3 protein-coding genes are annotated in these 2,444 nt (G+C 60.5%); all 3 read right to left on the reverse strand.

What is annotated here, in order from left to right:
• Window positions 1-46: 46 nt before the first annotated feature.
• Window positions 47-1,579, reverse strand: coding sequence for an IS66 family transposase (gene tnpC / locus QCE73_RS39225; RefSeq protein WP_309886180.1), 1,533 nt, complete (start codon window positions 1,577-1,579; stop codon window positions 47-49).
• A gap of 64 nt (window positions 1,580-1,643) precedes the next feature.
• Entirely contained in the window at window positions 1,644-1,979 is a 336-nt protein-coding gene (tnpB, locus tag QCE73_RS39230; protein ID WP_309886181.1) for an IS66 family insertion sequence element accessory protein TnpB, read from the reverse strand.
• Window positions 1,976-2,359, reverse strand: coding sequence for a transposase (locus tag QCE73_RS39235; protein ID WP_309886184.1), 384 nt, complete (start codon window positions 2,357-2,359; stop codon window positions 1,976-1,978). The genes tnpB and QCE73_RS39235 overlap by 4 nt, the downstream gene beginning before the upstream one ends.
• Between the last annotated feature and the right edge of the window lie 85 nt (window positions 2,360-2,444).

Here is a 2,444-nt window from a genome sequence, read left to right on the forward strand (position 1 = left end):
GTAAGCACCCGGGGAAGGCATCTTGACGGGGCAATCGCTGAAACCATCAAGCAGTGGTCGGCGTCCAGCGATGAGGAAGAAGTTGCGTGATGTCGGCGGCACGGTGTGTCGGCAAGCGCGTCAGCACGTTCTTCAGGTAAGCCAGCGGATCGTGCCCGTTTAGTTGTGCCGAGCGGATCAATGTCATGATCGCGGCCGCGCGTTTTCCGGCACGCAGGGATCCTGCGAACAACCAGTTCGACCGCCCCAGGGCCCATGGACGTATTTGATTCTCGACCCAATTATTGTCCGCTGGCACGTGCCCGTCATCCAGATAGCGCGTAAGCGCTTCCCAACGTTTGAGGCTGTAGTCGAGTGCTGCGGCGATCCCGGATCCGGCCGGAACACGCTGCCGTTGCGTGAGCAACCATGCATGAAATTCGTCGGCGATGGGGCGAGCGCGCTCCTGACGCACAAGACGTCTTCTGTCCGGCTCAAGCTCCGCGACGTCGCGTTCGATTTCATACAATGCGCCAAAGTATCGCAGCGCCGGCTCGGCCAGCTCGCTCTGGTGCTTGACGTGTAAGTCAAAGAATTTACGGCGCGCATGGGCCAGGCACCCGGTTTCGGTCACGCCGTTCTGGAAGCTAGCCTTATAGCCTCCATAGTCGTCACACGTCAGCTTGCCGCGCCACTCGCCCAGAAATGTGCGTGCATGTTCGCCAGCGCGGCTCTGGGCGAAGTCGTAGATCACCGCCTTCAGATCGGAGAACTGCGTAGTACTGTACGCCCACAGATAGGCTCGATGGGTCTTGCCCTTTCCCGGCGCAAGCATCTGTACCGGCGTCTCGTCGGCATGCAGTACCGCCTGCTGCAACACTTCTTCGCGAAGTGCATCGACCAGGGGCTGCAGGCGCACGCCACACGCGCCAACCCAGGCGCCGAGCGTCGATTGCGCGATCGCCAGACCCGCCCGTGCAAAGATGCGCTCCTGTCGATATAACGGCAGGTGATCGCTGTACTTGGCGACCAGCACCTGAGCCAGCAAGCCGGTGGTCGGGATGCCCTTGTCGATCACATGAGGCGGCACCGCAGCCTGCACCAGCGTCTCGCATGTTTTGCACGCCCATTTTCCCCGGATATGCCGCTCTACCGTGAACACGCCGGGCGTGTAATCCAGCTTCTCGCTGATGTCCTCGCCGACACGAACGCGTTCGCAGCCGCACGTACAGATCGAGCTGTCCGGCTCGTGATGAAAGTCGATACGTGGCAATTCGGGAGGAAGCGGCGCCCGCTTTGGCTGTTGACGTGGCGTCCCAGTTTGCTTGCCGGACTTCAGCCCCTGCAACTCGAGCCCGATTGCCGCGAGATCCGCGTCGAGCGCTTCCTCGAGCAGGCTCAGTTGCTCCTTGTTGAGCTGCTCACTGCGCCTGCCAAACTGCTGCCGTTTGATCACCGAGAGTTCGTGCGTAAGCTGGTCGATACGTGTTTGCCGGTAGTGCAACTCTCTTTCTTTCTCTGCGATCTCGGCCATCAGCTTCGCGTTTAGTTCGCGAATCTGTTCGGTACTGAGAGCATTGAGATCGGCGGGTATGTCCATGGCAATCAGTCTGCCAGAGCGGCGCCAAATGCAGCAAGCGAAACAGTTTACGTACTCGCGGGTCTCAAACCACCGTGATCGCATGATCCGGCGCGAGAGTGCGCCACGGCAGCCCCATCACCAGAGCCTGAAGCTGTTCAGAACTCAGCCCAACGCTCACCGCCTGCTCGCCGTTTGTCCAGACGAAGCGCCCCTTGTTCAGCCGCCGTGCGGCAAGCCATATGCCTAGGCCATCGTAGACCAGCACCTTCATTCGGGTCGAGTGACGATTGGCAAACAGGTAAGCATGATGGGGTTTTACCGACCCGAACACCTTGACCACGCGTGCAAGCAGCGTATCGATACCGGCGCGCATGTCGACTGGCTCCGTCGCGAGCCAAATGGCGTCGATGCGGATCAACGCAACCACCCCTGCAGCCACGTTGCGCAGTCGTTCGCGGCCGACAGCGGCCAGCGCACCGTGATCGCCGTCGCGCCCCTGCGGACCTCGATCTCGATGTGCGTCGCCCCTGCAACGCCATTCCGTATCTGTAGCGGCACGAATTCCGGCGACGCGACATTCAATTCCTGTCGAGCTGCTTCAGCGGCAGCGCGATCCTCCTGTGCCGCAACCCAACTGCGCAGCAGGTTGGCATTCAACCGGTAATGCAGTGCTACGGCCGCAATCGACACGTTCGGCTGCATTGCCGCCCGAATGACCATCTCCTTGAATTCCTTGCTATGCCGCCGGCGCCGTGTCGGCTGAACCACATCCGGGACAACCTCGACTTCGTCCATCATTTACACCTGTCCATTTGAAATTTGCATGGACATGATCGTCGGGCTGCTCGTCTTGCCGATCAAGATGCCTTCGCCGGGTGCTTAC

Source organism: Caballeronia sp. LZ029 (assembly GCF_031451275.1).
GTDB classification, from domain to species: Bacteria; Pseudomonadota; Gammaproteobacteria; order Burkholderiales; family Burkholderiaceae; genus Caballeronia; species Caballeronia jiangsuensis.

Coding starts and splice junctions, on each gene's coding strand:
- tnpC (WP_309886180.1), bottom strand. CDS start 1,579: ATGGACATACCCGCCGATCTCAATGCTCTCAGTACCGAACAGATTCGC.
- QCE73_RS39235 (WP_309886184.1), bottom strand. CDS start 2,359: ATGATGGACGAAGTCGAGGTTGTCCCGGATGTGGTTCAGCCGACACGG.